The 15502-nt window shown below is 67.0% G+C and carries 20 protein-coding genes and 1 pseudogene; 18 read left to right on the top strand and 3 right to left on the bottom strand.

The features are described from left to right. Nucleotides 1-273 (bottom strand): DUF2442 domain-containing protein, encoded by a 273-nt coding sequence (locus HZ989_RS09510; RefSeq protein WP_209320609.1) that lies wholly within the window; start codon nucleotides 271-273, stop codon nucleotides 1-3. Continuing rightward, a complete protein-coding gene (locus HZ989_RS15280) occupies nucleotides 251-541 on the bottom strand; it encodes a DUF4160 domain-containing protein (RefSeq protein ID WP_371812889.1) in 291 nt (96 codons plus the stop codon). The genes HZ989_RS09510 and HZ989_RS15280 overlap by 23 nt, the downstream gene beginning before the upstream one ends. A 93-nt stretch (nucleotides 542-634) precedes the next feature. On the opposite strand from HZ989_RS15280, the gene HZ989_RS09520 reads away from it, so the two are divergent. After that, complete coding sequence (locus HZ989_RS09520) at nucleotides 635-1147, top strand: hypothetical protein (RefSeq protein WP_209320611.1); 513 nt, start codon at nucleotides 635-637, stop codon at nucleotides 1145-1147. Between the two features lie 60 nt (nucleotides 1148-1207). Here HZ989_RS09520 and hemB read toward each other — a convergent pair whose 3' ends face one another. Next, nucleotides 1208-2212, bottom strand: a complete 1005-nt coding sequence (hemB, locus tag HZ989_RS09525) for a porphobilinogen synthase (protein WP_209320612.1) — start codon at nucleotides 2210-2212, stop codon at nucleotides 1208-1210. Nucleotides 2213-2463: 251 nt separating this feature from the next. Between hemB and HZ989_RS09530 the strand changes: the two genes are divergently transcribed. The 17 genes and pseudogenes from HZ989_RS09530 to nusB all read left to right on the top strand — a co-directional run bounded on the left by HZ989_RS09530 (nucleotide 2464) and on the right by nusB (nucleotide 15498). Continuing rightward, on the top strand, nucleotides 2464-3603 hold the full coding sequence (locus HZ989_RS09530; RefSeq protein WP_209320613.1) for an acyl-CoA dehydrogenase family protein: 1140 nt from the start codon (nucleotides 2464-2466) through the stop codon (nucleotides 3601-3603). Further along, the gene (locus tag HZ989_RS09535; RefSeq protein WP_209320614.1) at nucleotides 3600-5123 is read left to right on the top strand and encodes a tryptophan halogenase family protein; all 1524 of its coding nucleotides are present in this window, start codon (nucleotides 3600-3602) and stop codon (nucleotides 5121-5123) included. The genes HZ989_RS09530 and HZ989_RS09535 overlap by 4 nt, the downstream gene beginning before the upstream one ends. Continuing rightward, nucleotides 5120-6157 (top strand): enoyl-CoA hydratase/isomerase family protein, encoded by a 1038-nt coding sequence (locus HZ989_RS09540; RefSeq protein ID WP_209320615.1) that lies wholly within the window; start codon nucleotides 5120-5122, stop codon nucleotides 6155-6157. The genes HZ989_RS09535 and HZ989_RS09540 overlap by 4 nt, the downstream gene beginning before the upstream one ends. Before the next feature lie 64 nt (nucleotides 6158-6221). Then, nucleotides 6222-6995, top strand: a complete 774-nt coding sequence (locus HZ989_RS09545) for a class I SAM-dependent methyltransferase (protein ID WP_209320616.1) — start codon at nucleotides 6222-6224, stop codon at nucleotides 6993-6995. Nucleotides 6996-7056: 61 nt separating this feature from the next. Continuing rightward, the gene (locus HZ989_RS09550; protein WP_209320617.1) at nucleotides 7057-7821 is read left to right on the top strand and encodes a class I SAM-dependent methyltransferase; all 765 of its coding nucleotides are present in this window, start codon (nucleotides 7057-7059) and stop codon (nucleotides 7819-7821) included. Between the two features lie 64 nt (nucleotides 7822-7885). Further along, nucleotides 7886-8791: a 3-hydroxyisobutyrate dehydrogenase gene (mmsB, locus tag HZ989_RS09555; RefSeq protein WP_209320618.1), complete on the top strand. Its 906-nt coding sequence runs from the start codon at nucleotides 7886-7888 to the stop codon at nucleotides 8789-8791. 83 nt (nucleotides 8792-8874) lie between these two features. Continuing rightward, nucleotides 8875-9537: an aminotransferase class I/II-fold pyridoxal phosphate-dependent enzyme gene (locus HZ989_RS15345; RefSeq protein ID WP_371812892.1), complete on the top strand. Its 663-nt coding sequence runs from the start codon at nucleotides 8875-8877 to the stop codon at nucleotides 9535-9537. Next, a pseudogene (locus tag HZ989_RS15350) lies at nucleotides 9453-9680 on the top strand (aminotransferase class I/II-fold pyridoxal phosphate-dependent enzyme); the annotation flags it as partial. The gene HZ989_RS15345 and the pseudogene HZ989_RS15350, both read left to right, overlap by 85 nt. A gap of 106 nt (nucleotides 9681-9786) precedes the next feature. After that, entirely contained in the window at nucleotides 9787-10128 is a 342-nt protein-coding gene (locus HZ989_RS15355; RefSeq protein WP_371813002.1) for an aminotransferase class I/II-fold pyridoxal phosphate-dependent enzyme, read from the top strand. Further along, nucleotides 10128-10307 carry a hypothetical protein gene (locus HZ989_RS09565; RefSeq protein WP_209320619.1) on the top strand — a complete coding sequence of 60 codons (180 nt, stop codon included), beginning with the start codon at nucleotides 10128-10130 and terminating at the stop codon, nucleotides 10305-10307. The genes HZ989_RS15355 and HZ989_RS09565 overlap by 1 nt, the downstream gene beginning before the upstream one ends. Before the next feature lie 65 nt (nucleotides 10308-10372). Then, complete coding sequence (gene glyA, locus HZ989_RS09570; protein ID WP_209320620.1) at nucleotides 10373-11668, top strand: serine hydroxymethyltransferase; 1296 nt, start codon at nucleotides 10373-10375, stop codon at nucleotides 11666-11668. A 9-nt stretch (nucleotides 11669-11677) separates the two neighbouring features. After that, complete coding sequence (nrdR, locus tag HZ989_RS09575) at nucleotides 11678-12154, top strand: transcriptional regulator NrdR (RefSeq protein WP_013269296.1); 477 nt, start codon at nucleotides 11678-11680, stop codon at nucleotides 12152-12154. Then, complete coding sequence (locus tag HZ989_RS09580; protein ID WP_209320621.1) at nucleotides 12154-12786, top strand: RibD family protein; 633 nt, start codon at nucleotides 12154-12156, stop codon at nucleotides 12784-12786. The genes nrdR and HZ989_RS09580 overlap by 1 nt, the downstream gene beginning before the upstream one ends. 3 nt (nucleotides 12787-12789) lie before the next feature. Beyond that, nucleotides 12790-13380 (top strand): riboflavin synthase, encoded by a 591-nt coding sequence (locus tag HZ989_RS09585; RefSeq protein ID WP_209320622.1) that lies wholly within the window; start codon nucleotides 12790-12792, stop codon nucleotides 13378-13380. Continuing rightward, a complete protein-coding gene (ribB, locus tag HZ989_RS09590) occupies nucleotides 13377-14513 on the top strand; it encodes a 3,4-dihydroxy-2-butanone-4-phosphate synthase (protein ID WP_209320623.1) in 1137 nt (378 codons plus the stop codon). Before HZ989_RS09585 ends, ribB begins: the two co-directional genes overlap by 4 nt. Continuing rightward, entirely contained in the window at nucleotides 14510-14971 is a 462-nt protein-coding gene (gene ribH, locus HZ989_RS09595) for a 6,7-dimethyl-8-ribityllumazine synthase (RefSeq protein WP_209323089.1), read from the top strand. The genes ribB and ribH overlap by 4 nt, the downstream gene beginning before the upstream one ends. Beyond that, nucleotides 14968-15498 (top strand): transcription antitermination factor NusB, encoded by a 531-nt coding sequence (gene nusB / locus HZ989_RS09600; RefSeq protein WP_209320624.1) that lies wholly within the window; start codon nucleotides 14968-14970, stop codon nucleotides 15496-15498. The genes ribH and nusB overlap by 4 nt, the downstream gene beginning before the upstream one ends. Nucleotides 15499-15502 lie beyond the last annotated feature (4 nt).

Below are 15502 nucleotides of genomic sequence, written 5' to 3' on the forward strand. Positions count from 1 at the left end.
TCAAGCGGCTTTCCAGTTGGGAGCGGGCGCGCCGCGCAACAGGCCTTCGGCACTGAGGTCCTCGTCTATCTCTTCCCAGTGAAGGCCTTCACCGTCACCAATGAACGCCGAGGCATCGCGTTGAGCGGGCGTCGCATCCAGAAGGCGAGGATACCAGGCGAGCGGCAAGGCGACGGCGCGTCCATCCTGAAACTCCACGGTGATCCGCGCATCATCGAAGGACACGTTGCGGATCATGGGGATGCCAGCCTCAGTTCGCGCTGAAATGGTCATGCCAAGCCTCCAGGAACGCTTCGCGATGGTCCCTTACGAGACGGATGATAGCGCCAAGATCATGCGCAGGAAAACCCGTGCTCCGAGCCAGGGCGACCGGTTGCAGCCACACCTTGGCCGTCTGCCTTCCGGACGCGACGTGAACGTGGGATGGCTCGCCCGGTTCGTGCAATGCCTGGCTGATGACCGCGCAAGGTTCCAGAATCTGGCCGCGAGGCCTCAGGTTCAGTCTGCCGACGGATGAATTCATGGTCTGGGCCAAGATCATACCAGTAACCAGGGCGTTTCAGACAGGCTCAGGGAGTTGACTGCAACCAAGATGTTTGTTAACACAAGTTAACCGAAAAAAGGAGGATAAAGCATGCGCGCGCTGGCGGTTATATTTTCTGCGTTTCTTGTTGCCTTCTTCCCGTTAAATGTTTCTGCCGCGCCGCAAAGCAATTGTAGTTATGGATGCAACATCGTTGATGACGGTTTGTTAAATAGCAATCTTATCGGACAAACTCTTGTTTACCGTGGAAACGGTCAGGTCATCGACGTTACAGTATTGAATGTCAGTACGTATAACCAGCAAATCTTATGGCAGACTTCCTCGGGTCAATCCGGCTGGGGAAATGCGAGAGAATATTATACACCTTACAGATCGCGCCAGCAAAGCGACGGTTATGCCGCTGGCACTGCTGTGGTTGTCGGAGGTATTCTTTGCATACTTTTCTGTCCGCGAGGGAATTCTAGTCAAGGAAGTTCATCTTCCTATAGCCAGGACCGAAGGGAAGCCGAAGCCTGCTGGGAACGCTGCCAACCTCTACAGGACTTAAATCCTGCTGTGGACCAAAGAATACGTGAAGATTGCTTGAGGCGGTGTCGCCGTTGAACGGCCTGTTGCCCAACAGTTCTTGCGGGCTCTATTGGGCACCCGTCGGTCAGTAGCAAATCACCGAGCCAGCAGCCGCGCAGCCTTGGGCGCGAAATAGCTGAGCACCCCGGCGCAGCCGGCGCGCTTGAAACCGTGCAGGGTCTCCAGGATGGCGCGGTCCTCGTCCAGCCAGCCGTTGGCGATGGAGGCCTGCATCATCGCGTACTCGCCGCTGACCTGATAGGCGAAGGTCGGCAGTCTGAAGGTTTCGGAGACCGCGCGGACGATGTCGAGATAGGGCATGCCCGGCTTGACCATGACCATGTCGGCCCCCTCGGCGATGTCCATGGCGACCTCTTTCAGCGCCTCGTCGGCGTTGGCGTAATCCATCTGATAGGTCTTCTTGTCGCCACTGAGCTGCCTGGCCGAGCCGACCGCATCGCGATACGGGCCATAGAAGGCCGAGGCGAATTTGGCCGCATAGGACAGGATCAGGGTGTCTTGGAAGCCGTTGGCCTCCAGCGCCTCGCGGATGGCCTGGACCCGGCCGTCCATCATGTCGGAGGGGGCCACCACGTCGGCCCCGGCGTGGGCATGGATGAAGGCCTGTTCGGCGAGGCGCTCCAGCGTGGTGTCGTTGACGATCCGGCCGTCCTCCAGCACCCCGTCGTGGCCGTGGTCGGTGTAGCAGTCCAGCGCCACGTCGGTCATGACGCCCACCTCCGGGGCCGCATCCTTGATGGCGCGGATGCAGTCGGGAACCAGACCGTCGGGGTCGGTCGCGCGTGTGCCCACCGTGTCCTTCAGCGAAGGATCGACGTTGGGAAACAGGGCGACCATGGGAATGCCCAGATCGCGGGCCTCGACGGCGGCGGCGGCCGCGGCCCTCGGCGACAGGCGGAAGACGCCGGGCATGGAGTCGACGGGAATGCGGTCCTCGGCACCATCGTGGACGATTAGGGGCCAGACGAGGTCAGACGGCGTCAGCGTCGTCTCGGCGACCAGACGGCGGATCCAGGGCTGGCTTCGCAGGCGACGCGGGCGGGCGAGCGGATAGGGGGCGGGCGCGAAGGGCAGGGTCATGGCGATGGGCTTAGCGCAGGCACCACCTTTCGTCATCCTCCGGCGCGAAGCGACCGGGGGACCCAGCGGCGCGCGCGAGCGCGACCCTGTCGCGGACCAGGTCGTTGGACATCGCGCGTGAACAGGTCGCCTTCGGCGCCGCTGCGTCCCCCGGTCTTCGCTGCGCTTCGCCGGAGGATGACGAAAAGGGGTTTGGTGACGTCGCACCTCAGGATCGCTAAAAGCCCAACAAAACACACACGGGAGACCCCATGGATTTCGCCCTCACCGACGACCAGCGCGCCATCCAGGATGCGGCGCGGGCCTTTGCCGAGGCCGAGCTGGCCCCGTATTCGGCTGAGTGGGACGAGACCAAACATTTTCCGGTCGACGTCATGCGCCGGGCGGCCGAGACCGGGTTCGCCGCCATCTACACCGGCGAGGAACATGGCGGCATGGCGCTGGGCCGGGTCGAGGCGGCGGTGATCTTCGAGGAGCTGTCGCGCGGCGATGTGTCGACGGCGGCCTTCATCTCGATCCACAATATGGCGACCTGGATGATCGACCGGTTCGGGTCGGATGATCTGCGCAGCCGCTATGTGCCGCGCCTGACGACGATGGCGCTGATCGCCTCCTACTGCCTGACCGAGCCCGGCTCGGGATCGGACGCGGCGGCGATGCGGAGCTCGGCGACCCGGGACGGCGACGACTGGGTGCTGAACGGGTCCAAGGCCTTCATCTCGGGCGCGGGGACGTCCGATCTCTATGTCGTGATGGCGCGGACGGGCGAGCCGGGGCCGAAGGGGATCTCCGCCTTCGTGGTCGAAAAGGGCACGCCGGGGCTCAGCTTTGGCGCGCAGGAAAAGAAGATGGGCTGGAACAGCCAGCCCACCGCCATCGTCCAGTTCGACGACTGTCGCGTGCCGGCCGCCAACATGCTGGGCCAGGAAGGCGACGGATTCCGCTATGCGATGATGGGGCTGGACGGCGGACGGCTGAACATCGCGGCCTGTTCGATCGGCGGGGCGCGGCTGGCGCTGGAGACGGCCCAGGCCTACGTCGCGACGCGTAAACAGTTCGGCAAGGCGCTGGCGGAGTTCCAGAACACCCAGTTCAAGCTGGCCGACATGGCCACGGCGCTGGAGGCGGCGCGGCTGATGGTGCTGCGCGGGGCCTGGGCGCTGGACACCCGGCACCCGGAAGCGACCAAGTGGTGCGCCATGGCCAAGCGGATGGCCACCGACGCCTGTTTCGACATCGCCGACGAGGCGCTGCAGCTGCATGGCGGCTATGGCTATCTGAAGGACTATCCGCTGGAGCGGATCGTGCGTGACCTGCGGGTGCATCGCATCCTGGAAGGGACGAACGAGATCATGCGCGTCATCACCGCGCGGGAGATGATGCGGCAATGAGCAACACCCCCATCAAATCCATCCTGATCGTCGGCGGCGGCACGGCCGGCTGGATGGCGGCAGCGGCGATCAAGCGGTCGGTGGGGCCGAACGCGGAGGTGCGGCTGGTCGAGAGCGCGGATATCGGCGTCGTCGGGGTCGGCGAGGCGACCGTGCCGACGATCAAGGACTTCAACGCCCTGATCGACCTCGATGAGGCCGAATTCATGCGCGAGACCCGGGCGACGCTGAAGCTGGGGATTGAATTCAATGGTTGGGGCAGGAAGGACAGCGCCTATTTCCACCCGTTCGGCACCTATGGCGGCGGGTCGACGCTGGGGGACTTTCCGGGGTCGTATTTCGCCATGCGCGAACAGGGGCGGGCGCTGAGTCTGGAGGCCTATTCGATCTGTGCCCATGCCGCACGGCGGGGCAGGGTCGGGGCGCGCTCGCCGGATCCCCGGTCGCCGCTCAGCGGGCTGCATACCGCCTATCATTTCGACTCGGTCCTTTACGGCCAGTATCTGAGGAAGGTCTGCGCCCGGCGGGACATCGAGCGGATCGAGGGCGAGATCGTCGAGGTGGTCCAGCGGCCCGAGGACGGCTTCATCGACCACGTGGTGCTGAAGGACGGTCGGACGCTGAAGGCCGACCTGTTCATCGATTGCACGGGGTTCCGCGGCCTGCTGATCGAGGGCGCGCTGAAGGCCGGGTATGAGGACTGGTCCCACTGGCTGCCCATGAACCGGGCCTGGGCGGTGCCGTGCGCGAAGGTGCGGGCGGTCGATCCCTATACCTCGTCCACGGCGCGCGATGCGGGCTGGCAGTGGCGCATCGCGCTGCAGCACCGGACCGGCAACGGCCATGTCTACTGCAGCGACTATGTCGACGACGATGCGGCGCGCGAGACCCTGCTGGCCAATCTGGACGGAGAGGCGCTGGCCGAGCCCCGGCCACTGCGATTCGTCACCGGCCGGCGCAAGGCGCTGTGGGACAAGAACGTCGTGTCGCTGGGCCTGTCGTCGGGCTTCATCGAGCCGCTGGAGTCCACCAGCATCCATCTGGTGCAGGTCGGGATCTTCCGCCTGTTGCAGCACTGGCCGGACCTGGCGTTCAGCCAGACGAACACAAAGGCCTATAACCGCAGGCTGGTGCGCGAGATCGAGATGGTCCGGGATTTCGTGATCCTGCACTATCACGCGACCGACAGGGACGACACGCCGTTCTGGCGGTATGTGCGGGACATGCCGATCCCCGACAGCCTGGCCGAACGGGTCGAGCTGTTCCGCGACCGGGGCCTGATGTTCCAGGTCGGGGCCGACGAGTATTTCCAGCCGACGTCCTGGCTGGCCGTCATGTACGGGCAGGGGATCGTGCCCCGGACCCACAACCCGCTCTATGACTACCAGAACCCGGAACAGGTCGCAGCGGGGCTGGAGCAATTGCGACGCGGCTGGGCGGCGACGGCCGAGGCCCTGCCGACGCATGAGGCCTACCTGAAGAGCCATGGGATGTGGGCGATGGACCCGGTAGCGGCATGAGCGAGGCCGAGGTCCTGACCCGCGTCGAGAACGGCGTCGGGCGCATTACCCTGAACCGGCCAAAGGCCCTGCACGCCCTGAACCTGGGCATGTGCGAGATCATGACGACGGCTCTGCTGGACTGGCGCGACGACGACGTGGTCCGGTCGGTGCTGATCGACCATGCGGGCGAGCGCGGGTTCTGTGCGGGGGGCGACATCCGGATGATCGCCGCGAGCGGGGCGACCGATGCCGTCGAGGCCAGGGCCTTCTTTCATGCGGAATATCGGCTGAACGACCTTCTGTTCCGCTATCCGAAGACCGTCGTCGCGGTGATGGACGGGATCGTGATGGGCGGCGGGGTCGGGATTTCGATGCCCGCCGATGTGCGGATCGCCACCGAGCGGACGACCTTCGCCATGCCGGAGACGGGCATCGGCCTGTTTCCCGATGTGGGCGGCGGGTGGTTCCTGCCGCGCCTGCCCGAGCCGGAGCTTGGGACCTGGCTGGCCCTGACGGGCGCACGGTTGAAGGGGCGCGACACGGTGGCAGCGGCTGTGGCGACGCATTTCGTCGGGAGCGACGGGGTCGAGGCCCTGAAGACGGCCCTGGTCGCGGACGGGCTGTCGGCGCTGGACGGGCTGGCGACTGATGGCGATCCGATCGTGCCGGTGCCGGGCATCCTGATCCCGCTGTTCGGGCATGACACGGTCGAGGGGGTGCTTGCGGCGCTGGAAGCCGACGGCGGCGACTGGCCGCTGGCGCAGCGGGCGATCCTGACGTCGCGGTCGCCGCAGTCGCTCAAGGTCACGCTGCGCCAGTTGCGCGAGAGCGCGAGGATGACTTCGTTCGCAGACAATATGGCTATGGAATACCGGCTGGGCGGGCGGATCGTGCGGACCCACGATTTCCAGGAGGGCGTGCGCGCCGTCATCGTCGACAAGGACAATGCGCCGCAGTGGTCGCCGGCGACCCTGGCCGAGGTCGACGATGTGGCGATCGAGGCCCTGTTCGCGCCCCTGCCGGAGGGCGAGGAATGGACGCCGCTGGCCTGATGCGGCTTGCATCCGGGCGCGGTCCCGCGCGTAAGTGGATCAACCGATGTTCGAGGATCCTCCCATGCTGAAGTCGACCCTGATCGCCGTCTCCGCCCTGGCCCTGCTGGCCGCGACCCCGGTCTGTGCCGGCCAGACGGCGGCCGATCCTGACGAGCGGCCGTCGGCGGTCGTTCAGGACTATGCTCTGGCCATCGCCGACCCGCTGCGGCCCGCGTCCGAAGTCGCCCGCGACCCGCTGAGGAAGCCCGCCGAGATGCTGGCCTTTGCACAAATCGGGGGCGGAGAGCGGATCGCCGACGTGCGTCCGGAGGAGGGCTATTTCAGCCGTCTGTTCGCGCGGGCCGTGGGACCCGAGGGGCGGGTCTATGCCTTTGTGCCGAACCAGACCTCGGCACGCGAGAACGCCTATGGCGACACCCTGGCGGCCGACTATCCGAACGTGACGCGGATCACGGGCGCGCTGGAGGACCTGACGTTCCCCGAGCCACTGGACGTGGTCTTCATGGGCCAGGAGTATCATGACTTCGTGATCGACCGGTTCGGCGTCGATGTGACCCGGATGAACGCGGCGGTCTTCAAGGCCCTGAAGCCCGGCGGCCTGTATGTCATCCTCGACCACGAAGCCGCGCCGGGGGCCGGGACGACGGTCGTCGGGACGCTGCACCGGATCGAGGCCTCCGCCTTGCGGGCCCAGGTCGAGGCGGCGGGCTTCGTCTTCGACGGCGAGACGGACGCGGTCCGCAACCCCGCCGACGACCACAGCCTGTCGGTCTTCGACGAGGCGATCCGGGGCCGGACCGATCAATTCGTGCTGCGGTTCAGGAAGCCGGGCTGACGGCCCTGCGGCCACGCGCTAGACTGGTCCTCGCGCCAGCCCGGCGTTCGAGGAGGTCCTGATGCGTCGTTCGCTCGCCTTTCTGCTCACCGGGGCCGTTTCGGCCACGATCCTGCTGACGACCGGGGCGATGGCACCCCTGTCGCAGGACGCCGGAGCCTATGCCTCCGTGCTGTCCGACACCGCCCGGCCCGAGGCGGACCGCGCCCGCGACGCGACCCGCAAGACGGCCGAGACCCTGGCGTTCGCAGAGGTCGAACCCGGCGAAAAGGTCGGCGACATGATCATCGGCGGCGGCTTCTTCACCCGCGTGTTCGCCAGCGCGGTCGGAGCCGGGGGCGAGGTGGTCGCGTGGCAGCCGGCGGAGTTCGTCGCGTTTCAGGCCAGCTATGGCGAGGCCCTGGCGGCGGCCGATGCCATGGACAATGTCTCGGCCATCCGCTCGCCGATCGGGGCTCCGGAGTTTCCGTCGGGGATGGACCTGATCTTCACGGCCCAGAACTATCACGACCTGCATCTGAAACCCTTCCCGGCGGACACGGCAGCCAGGGTCAATGCGGCGGTGTTCGCGGCACTGAAGCCGGGCGGGCTCTATGTCATCGTCGACCACGCGGCCCTGCCGGGCGCGGGGCTGGAGGCGGCGGACAGTCTGCACCGGATCGACGTGGCCGACGTGAAGCGGGAGGTCGAGGCGGCGGGCTTCGTGCTGGAGGCCGACAGCGATGTGCTGGCCAATCCGGCTGATCCGCACACGGCCAATGTCTTCGACCCGGCGATCCGGGGTCACACCGACCAGTTCATGCTGCGGTTCAGAAAACCGGCCTGACGGTCTGGCGGGCAGCGGGACGAGGGGCTAACCCGAAAGAAAAATCGCTTTCGGGAGAGACGTCATGACCAGCAAGGTCGCCTTCATCGGACTGGGCAATATGGGCGGCGGCATGGCCGCCAACCAGGCCAAAGCCGGTCATGCCGTCGCCGCGTTCGACCTGTCGGCCGCCGCACTGGAGCGCGCGGGCGCGGCGGGGTGTTCGCCGGTCACGTCGGTGGCCGATGCGGTCCGCGACGCCGATGTGGTCATCACCATGCTGCCGGCCGGGCCGCATGTGCTGAAGGTCTATTCGGAGCAGATCATCGGCGTGGCCCCGTCGTCCGCCCTGCTGCTGGACTGTTCGACCATCGACGTGGACACGGCGCGCAAGGTCGCCGGTCTGGCGCGGGACGGCGGCTATGCCTTCGCTGATGCCCCGGTCTCGGGCGGAACCATGGCGGCGGATGCGGGGACCCTGGCCTTCATGGTCGGGTGCGACGAGGCGGATTTCGGGCGCGTCGAGGCCGCACTGGAGCCGATGAGCCGGGCGACCTTCCGGGCCGGCGACCACGGGGCCGGGCAGGCGGCCAAGATCTGCAACAACATGATCCTGGGTATCACCATGCTGGGGACCTGCGAGGCGATCGCCCTGGCCGAGAAGCTGGGGCTGGACCCGGTCAAGTTCTTCGACATTGCGGCCAAGTCGTCGGGGCAGAGCTGGTCGGTGACCACCTACTATCCATGGCCCGGACCGGTGCCGACCGCGCCGTCGAACCGCAACTACGACGGCGGGTTCGCCACGGCCATGATGCTGAAGGACCTGAAGCTGGCCCAGGACGCGGCGGCAAAGGCGGGGGCGGCGACGCCGCTGGGGGCGCAGTCGGAGGCGTTGTTCCAGCTGTTCGACCGGCTGGGTTACGGCGGACGGGACTTCTCGGGCATTCTGCAGATGCTGCGCGGGAAGCTGGAAGACCTGCCGAAGGCTTAGTTGAGAACCGTTATCGATTAAGGGCTTGCGACGATTTCGCCTTGCTCTGCAGGTGGACTTTGGAGTGTCATCGGCGCAACCCGTTGCCGTTTCCGACGCAGCCGAAAGCCGTCCCCGTGTTCGACTACACCGCCGCATTCCAGTCCGCCGTCGATCAGGTCAGGGACGAGGGTCGTTATCGGGTCTTTGCCGATCTGAAGCGGGTGCGGGGTCAGTTCCCCCGGGCCGTGCGGCGTCGCGCGGACGGGACCGAGCAGGACTGCGTGATCTGGTGCTCCAACGACTATCTCGGCATGGGCCAACACCCGGCCGTGCTGGAGGCCATGTCGGCCGAGCTGGACGCCGTGGGCGCCGGGGCCGGGGGCACGCGCAACATCAGTGGCACGACGCGCTCGGCGGTCGATCTGGAGGCCGAGCTGGCAGCCTGGCACCGGAAAGAAGCGGCGCTTCTGTTCACCTCGGGCTATGTGGCCAATGAGGCGACGTTGACGACGCTGCAGAAGATCCTGCCGGGTCTGATCATCTTCTCCGACAGCCTGAACCATGCCTCGATGATCGCGGGCATCCGGAACGGCGGCTGCGAGCGGCATGTCTTCCGGCACAACGACCTGGTGCATCTGGAGACCCTGCTGGCGGCGGCTCGGCCGATGCGCCCAGGCTGGTGGCGTTCGAGCGTCTATTCGATGGACGGCGACATCGCCGACCTGGCAGGCACCATCGCCCTGGCCGGAAATACGGGGCCCTGACCTATCTGGACGAGGTCCACGCCGTCGGCCTGTACGGCGCGACCGGGGCGGGCGTGGCCGAGCGGGACGGGGTGCTGGACGGCATCGACATCGTCGAATGCACCCTGGGCAAGGCCATCGGCGTGATGGGCGGCTATATCGCCGCCGACGCCGTGATCGTGGACGCGGTCCGCAGCTGGGCCTCGGGCTTCATCTTCACCACCTCCTGCCGTAAGCCTGACGGCGGGAGCCCTGGCCTCGGTCCGTCACCTGAAGACCCACCCCGAACTGCGCGACGCCCATCAGGAACGGGCCGCGACCCTGAAGCGCCGCTTCGCCGAGGCGGGCATCCCGGTCATGCCGTCCGAGAGCCATATCGTGCCGGTCTTCGTCGGCGATCCGGTCCATGCCAAGATGATCTCGGACATGCTGCTGGAAGACCACGGCATCTATGTCCAGCCGATCAACTATCCGACTGTGCCCAAGGGCACCGAGCGCCTGCGCTTCACCCCCTCGCCCAATCACGACGACGCCATGATGGACGCCCTGGTCACGGCCATGGACCGGCTGTGGACCCACTGCAACGTCGCCCGGATGCCGGTCGCGGCCTGATGGACGACGACCTCGGAGAGGTCATTGTCGAGTCCACCCGCAATGGCGTCTATCTGAAGGTCACGGCCGTTCACGTCGCCACGGGTATCGAGGCGACCGCCGTGGGTCCGGCCGCCGAGCCCAAGGCGGTCGAGCGGCTGGCCATAGCCAAGCTCAGGCGTCTGATCGCCGCGTCCTGACACAAGATGTTGTGGCTAACGGCGGTCGGGACTAGATAGGACGCCTCCCGTTTCGCCAGCCCCGGATGCCGCCCGTGACCGCTCATTTCATCCATGACGCCTATTTCTCGCGCGGTCTGGCGCAGAGCGATCCGGATGTCTTCGACGCCGTCACCGGCGAGCTGCACCGCCAGCAGGAACAGATCGAGCTGATTGCGTCGGAAAATATCGTCTCCAAGGCAGTGCTGGAGGCGCAAGGCAGCGTTCTGACCAACAAATACGCCGAGGGCTATCCGGGCCGTCGCTACTATGGCGGCTGCGAATTCGTCGATGTGACCGAGGATCTGGCGCGCGAGCGGGCCAAAGAACTGTTCGGCGCGGCCTTCGCCAATGTCCAGCCGCACTCGGGGGCGCAGGCGAACCAGGCGGTGTTCTTTGCCCTGCTGCAGCCCGGCGATACCTTCCTGGGCATGGATCTGGCCGCCGGCGGGCACCTGACGCACGGCAGCCCGGCCAACCAGTCGGGCAAGTGGTTCCGGCCGGTGACCTACAAGGTGACCGAGGACACCCACCTGATCGACTATGACCATGTCGCCGAGATGGCGCTGAAGGAAAAGCCCAAGCTGATCGTGGCGGGCGCCTCGGCCTACAGCCGTCACATCGACTTCGTGCGGTTCCGCGAGATCGCCGACAGCGTGGGTGCATACCTGATGGTCGACATGGCCCACTATGCGGGTCTGGTGGCCGGTGGCGTCTATCCGAACCCGGTGCCGCACGCCCATATCGTGACGACGACGACGCACAAGACCCTGAGGGGGCCGCGCGGTGGCCTGATCCTGTCCAACGATGTGGAGATCGGCAAGAAGATCAACTCGGCCGTCTTCCCCGGCCTTCAGGGCGGACCGCTGGAGCATGTGATCGCCGCCAAGGCCGTGGCCTTCGGCGAGGCGCTGAAGCCCGAGTTCAAGGCCTATGCGAAACAGGTCGTGCTGAATGCCCAGGCCCTGGCGGCCGTGCTGGTCGAGCGGGGTCTGGCGATCGTGTCGGGCGGCACCGACAGCCACCTGATGCTGGTCGATCTGCGGCCCAAGGGCGTGACGGGCAAGGCGACCGAGCTGCAGCTGGAACACGCCCTGATGACCTGCAACAAGAACGGCGTGCCGTTCGACACCGCGCCCTTCACCGTGACCTCGGGCGTGCGGCTGGGGACGCCGGCGGGAACGACACGCGGGTTTGGCGTGGCCGAGTTCCAGAAGGTCGGTCACTGGATCGCCGACGTCGTCTCCTCGATGAACGGCGGGGACGAGGCCGATCCGGCCGTGATCGCCGAGGTGGCGGGCAAGGTGCGCGCGCTGACCGGCCGCTTCCCGATCTACGGATAGGGTTTTCGCATGAAGTGCCCGTTCTGCGGCAATATGGACAGCCAGGTGAAGGACAGCCGCCCGTCGGACGACGGCGCGGCCATCCGGCGCCGCCGGTCCTGTCCGAACTGCAACGGGCGTTTTACCACCTTCGAGCGGGTGCAGCTGCGCGAACTGGTGATCCTGAAGCGAAACGGTCGACGGACGCCGTTCGACCGGGACAAGCTGGAGCGATCGCTGGCCATCGCGCTGCGGAAGCGGCCGATCCAGCCCGAACAGGTCGAGCAGATGGTCTCGCGGATCGTGCGCCAGCTGGAGAGTCTCGGCGAGACCGAGATCCCGTCCAGTGTCGTGGGGGACTTCATCATGAAGGCGCTGAAGGGCGTCGATGAGGTGGCCTATGTCCGCTATGCGTCGGTCTACAAGGACTTCCGGGCGACGGGCGATTTCGCGCGGTTCCTCGGCGACGAGGGGCTGGACGACGATCAGGGACCATCGAGGACCTGATGCGGCCCCGGATCACCTGGAAGGTCGCCACGTCGCTGGACGGGCGCATCGGCACATCGACGGGCGAAAGCCAGTGGATCACCGGCCCGCAGGCGCGCGAGCAGGGCCATCGGCTGAGGGCCGCGCATGACGCGGTCCTGGTCGGGGTGGAGACGGTCCTGGCCGATGATCCCAGGCTGACCGTTCGACTGCCGGACGGGGAAACGGGCACCGATCCGCTGCGCGTTGTGCTGGACAGCCGGCTGCGGACGCCGCCGTTCGCCCGGCTGGCCCGGGCAGGAACCCTCATCCTGACGACGCGCGAGCCTGTCGTGATCGGCGAGGCTGAAATCGTCCGGGTGGCGGGCGACAGCCAGGGACGGCCCACGGTCGATGCCGTGCTGCAGACCCTGGCGGCGCGCGGGGTGACGTCGCTGATGATCGAGGGCGGAGGCCGGGTCGCGGCCTGTTTCGTCACCGCTGGCGTGGTCGATGCCATCGAATGGTTCCGGGCCCCGATCCTGCTGGGCGGCGACGGTCGTCCGGGCGTGGCGGCCCTGGCCCTGGCACGACTGGCGCATGCGCCGCGCTATCGACGCCTTGCGGCGGAGCCCATGGGTGACGACCTGTGGGAACGTTACGAGAAGGCTTGAACCGTGTTCACAGGCATCATCACCGACATCGGCCGGGTCCGCTCGGTCGCCCCGACGGCGCGCGATCGTCGCTACGAGGTCGAGACGGCCTGGGACGTGTCCGGCATCGACCTCGGTGCCTCGATCAGTCATGCGGGCTGCTGTCTGACCGTGGTCGAGAAGGGAGAGGGCTGGTTTGCGGTCGAGGTGTCGGGCGAGACCCTGGACAGGACGACTCTCGGGTGCTGGGTCGCCGGCACGCCGGTCAATCTGGAGCGGGCGACGAAGGTCGGCGACGAACTGGGCGGGCATATCGTTTCGGGCCACGTCGACGGGCTGGGAACCGTCATAGAAGTCACGCCGGAGGGCGGCTCGCATCGTGTGACGATCGAAGCCCCCGCGCCGCTGCACCGGTTCATCGCGGCCAAGGGATCGATCACCGTGGACGGTGTGTCGCTGACGGTGAACAGCGTGGACGGGCAGCGGTTCGGCGTGAACATCATCCCGCACACCTGGGAGGCGACGACGCTGGGGCGGCTGCAGGTCGGCGACCGGGTGAACCTGGAGATCGACATGCTGGCGCGATACCTCGCGCGGTGGCAGGAGACGGCATGATGCACCTGGCCGCCAGCAACCCCGACAGCCCGATCAGCCCGATCGAGGACATCCTGGAGGATGCCCGCAACGGACGGCCCTACATCCTGGTGGATGCCGAGGACCGGGAGAACGAGGGCGACGTCATCATCCCGGCCCAGTTCGCCACGCCGGACCAGATCAACTTCATGGCCCGCCACGCGCGCGGCCTGATCTGCCTGGCCATCACGGCAGAGAGGGCGAAGCAGCTGCGTCTGCCGCCCATGGCCGCCGAGAATCGCGAGAGCATGACGACCGCCTTCACCGTCTCGATCGAGGCGGCGGAAGGCGTGACGACCGGCATCAGCGCGGCCGACCGGGCCCGGACGGTGCAGGTGGCGTCCGATCCGACCAAGACCGCCGACGACATCGTGTCCCCCGGCCACGTGTTTCCGCTGGTGGCGCGGGACGGCGGGGTGCTGGTCCGCACCGGCCATACCGAGGCGGCCGTGGATATCAGCCGGATGGCGGGCCTGACCCCGGCGGGCGTGATCTGCGAGATCATGAACGAAGACGGGACCATGGCGCGGCTGCCGGACCTGATCGAGTTCGCCCAGCTGCATGGACTGAAGATCGGCACCATCGCCGACCTGATCGCCTATCGCCGCCGCACCGAGCGGTTCGTCGAGCGGGTCATGGATCAGCCGTTCGAGAGCGTCCACGGCGGACCCTTCCGCCTGATGCTGTACCGGAACACGATCGAGGGTGCGGAGCATGTCGCCCTGGTCCACGGGCACATCGACCCGGACAGGCCGACCCTGGTCCGGATGCACCAGGTGGATTTCGCCGCCGACCTGCTGGGTCATGTCGAGGAACGGCAAAGCTACATCCCGGACGCGCTGAAGACGATCACCCGGCATGACGGCCCCGGCGTGGTCGTGTTCCTGCGCGATCCGACGCTGCAGGGTCTGGCCGAGCGGCTGGCGGGGGTGGACAGACCGACGGCCCTGGACCGGTCATTGCGGAACTATGGGGTGGGGGCGCAGATCCTGCTGGACCTGGGCGTCAGGGACATGATCGTCATGTCCTCCACACGCCCCGAGCCCGCCGCCATCGAAGGCTATGGCCTGCGCATCGTCGGCTGGCGTGACATGGACGGAGAAGACCAATCCTGAGCGAACCCACCCGCGTCCTGATCGTCGAGGCGCGCTTTTACGACGAGCTGGCCGATGCCCTGCTGGAGGGGGCCAGGGATGCGCTGACGGCGCAGGGTGTGGCGTTCGACGTCATCACCGTGCCCGGCGCGCTGGAGATCCCGCCAGCGATCGCCCTGGCGCAGGAGGCCGGGAAATACCCGACGGCACCGCGCTATGACGGGTATGTCGCCCTGGGCTGCGTGATCCGCGGCGAGACCTATCATTTCGAGATCGTGTCCGATCAGTCGGCCGCCGGCATCATGGACCTCGGGATCAGGGGCCTGATTATCGGCAACGGCATCCTGACCGTCGAGGACGAGGCCCAGGCCTGGGCGCGCGCGCGTGCGTCCGAGGGCGACAAGGGCGGCGGGGCGGCGCGGGCGTGCCTGGACCTGATTGCCTTGAAGAAGCGATTGCGCCTAGGGCTCGGCGCATGACCGAACCCAACTCCATCCAGGCCGTGCTGGCGCAACTGGCCGAGACCGAACGGGCCCAGGCCGAACCGCAGCTGACCAGCCGCCAGCGCCGCGCGCGCACGGTGGCCCGTCTGGCGGCGGTCCAGGCCCTGTATCAGATGGAACTGGCCGGGGAGGGGGTCGAGACGGTCATCACCGAATTCTCCAACCACCGCTTCGACGCCGACATCGAGGGCGAGCCGCTGGCCGAGGCGGACGAGGCCTATTTCGCCGACGTCGTGCGTGGCGTGATCCACAGCCAGCGCGAGATCGATGCGTCGGTCAAGGCGAGGCTGGCGTCCAACTGGCGGATGGAACGGCTGGACGCGACGTTGCGGGCCCTGCTGCGCTGCGGGGCCTGGGAGCTGGCGCACAAGACCGACGTGCCGAAAGAGATCGTGATCGACGAATATGTCGAGCTGGCCAAGGCCTTCTTCGACGAGGCGGAGGCCAGGTTCGTCAATGCGGCGCTGGATGGCGTGGCCCGCGACGTGCGGCCCAGGGCCTAGGCCC

This window comes from Brevundimonas sp. AJA228-03 (genome assembly GCF_017795885.1).
In the GTDB taxonomy this organism is placed as follows: domain Bacteria; phylum Pseudomonadota; class Alphaproteobacteria; order Caulobacterales; family Caulobacteraceae; genus Brevundimonas.

Coding starts and splice junctions, on each gene's coding strand:
- HZ989_RS09510 (WP_209320609.1), bottom strand. CDS start 273: ATGACCATTTCAGCGCGAACTGAGGCTGGCATCCCCATGATCCGCAAC.
- HZ989_RS15280 (WP_371812889.1), bottom strand. CDS start 541: ATGATCTTGGCCCAGACCATGAATTCATCCGTCGGCAGACTGAACCTG.
- HZ989_RS09520 (WP_209320611.1), top strand. CDS start 635: ATGCGCGCGCTGGCGGTTATATTTTCTGCGTTTCTTGTTGCCTTCTTC.
- hemB (WP_209320612.1), bottom strand. CDS start 2,212: ATGACCCTGCCCTTCGCGCCCGCCCCCTATCCGCTCGCCCGCCCGCGT.
- HZ989_RS09530 (WP_209320613.1), top strand. CDS start 2,464: ATGGATTTCGCCCTCACCGACGACCAGCGCGCCATCCAGGATGCGGCG.
- HZ989_RS09535 (WP_209320614.1), top strand. CDS start 3,600: ATGAGCAACACCCCCATCAAATCCATCCTGATCGTCGGCGGCGGCACG.
- HZ989_RS09540 (WP_209320615.1), top strand. CDS start 5,120: ATGAGCGAGGCCGAGGTCCTGACCCGCGTCGAGAACGGCGTCGGGCGC.
- HZ989_RS09545 (WP_209320616.1), top strand. CDS start 6,222: ATGCTGAAGTCGACCCTGATCGCCGTCTCCGCCCTGGCCCTGCTGGCC.
- HZ989_RS09550 (WP_209320617.1), top strand. CDS start 7,057: ATGCGTCGTTCGCTCGCCTTTCTGCTCACCGGGGCCGTTTCGGCCACG.
- mmsB (WP_209320618.1), top strand. CDS start 7,886: ATGACCAGCAAGGTCGCCTTCATCGGACTGGGCAATATGGGCGGCGGC.
- HZ989_RS09565 (WP_209320619.1), top strand. CDS start 10,128: ATGGACGACGACCTCGGAGAGGTCATTGTCGAGTCCACCCGCAATGGC.
- glyA (WP_209320620.1), top strand. CDS start 10,373: ATGCCGCCCGTGACCGCTCATTTCATCCATGACGCCTATTTCTCGCGC.
- nrdR (WP_013269296.1), top strand. CDS start 11,678: ATGAAGTGCCCGTTCTGCGGCAATATGGACAGCCAGGTGAAGGACAGC.
- HZ989_RS09580 (WP_209320621.1), top strand. CDS start 12,154: ATGCGGCCCCGGATCACCTGGAAGGTCGCCACGTCGCTGGACGGGCGC.
- ribB (WP_209320623.1), top strand. CDS start 13,377: ATGATGCACCTGGCCGCCAGCAACCCCGACAGCCCGATCAGCCCGATC.
- nusB (WP_209320624.1), top strand. CDS start 14,968: ATGACCGAACCCAACTCCATCCAGGCCGTGCTGGCGCAACTGGCCGAG.